The organism is Vibrio sp. 1069 (genome assembly GCF_033340555.1).
Genome location: NZ_JAWOWP010000943.1, coordinates 1 through 517, shown reverse-complemented (window position 1 = coordinate 517; position 517 = coordinate 1). Strand labels below are relative to the sequence as shown.

1 protein-coding gene is annotated in these 517 nt (G+C 45.5%); it reads left to right on the top strand.

Features of this window, described 5'->3' with window-relative positions:
• Nucleotides 1-68: 68 nt before the first annotated feature.
• On the top strand, nucleotides 69-517 hold a 449-nt coding region (locus tag R7040_RS29940; RefSeq protein WP_411978239.1), incomplete at its 3' end, for a zonular occludens toxin domain-containing protein.

Here is a 517-nt window from a genome sequence, read left to right as displayed (position 1 = left end):
GTGATTACTCGGATGAATGGCGAAATGAGAAAGGACAGGGGCCTTTGTACGTTGTAGATGAGGCTCATATGAGTTTGCCGTCTCGCGGGCTTCCTGCTGCGATTCTTGAGTGGTTCTCGATTCATCGTCACTATGGTGTTGATATCATTCTGCTTACTCAGAACATCCGCAAAGTGCATCGAGATATTAAGGACATGATTGAAGTGACCTATCGATGCACGAAAAACACGGCTATGGGCTCAAGCAACTCATACACGAAAAAGGTGCAAGATGGTTGCAACGGTGAGGTTGTCAATACTTCAATACGTTCTTACAAATCAGAGTACTTTCCGTTTTACAAAAGCCACTCTCAATCGAACAAGCATGTGCAGGAAGCGCAAGCAAAGGACATTAGACCTTTCTGGAAGCGATGGCCTGTTATCGGTACTGCTTTGCTTTTGGGTGTTGGCTTGCCTATCAACATCATGGCTTGGTGGCCTGAATCTGAAAAGGCACCTGAACCAGTAAAACAGCAAAA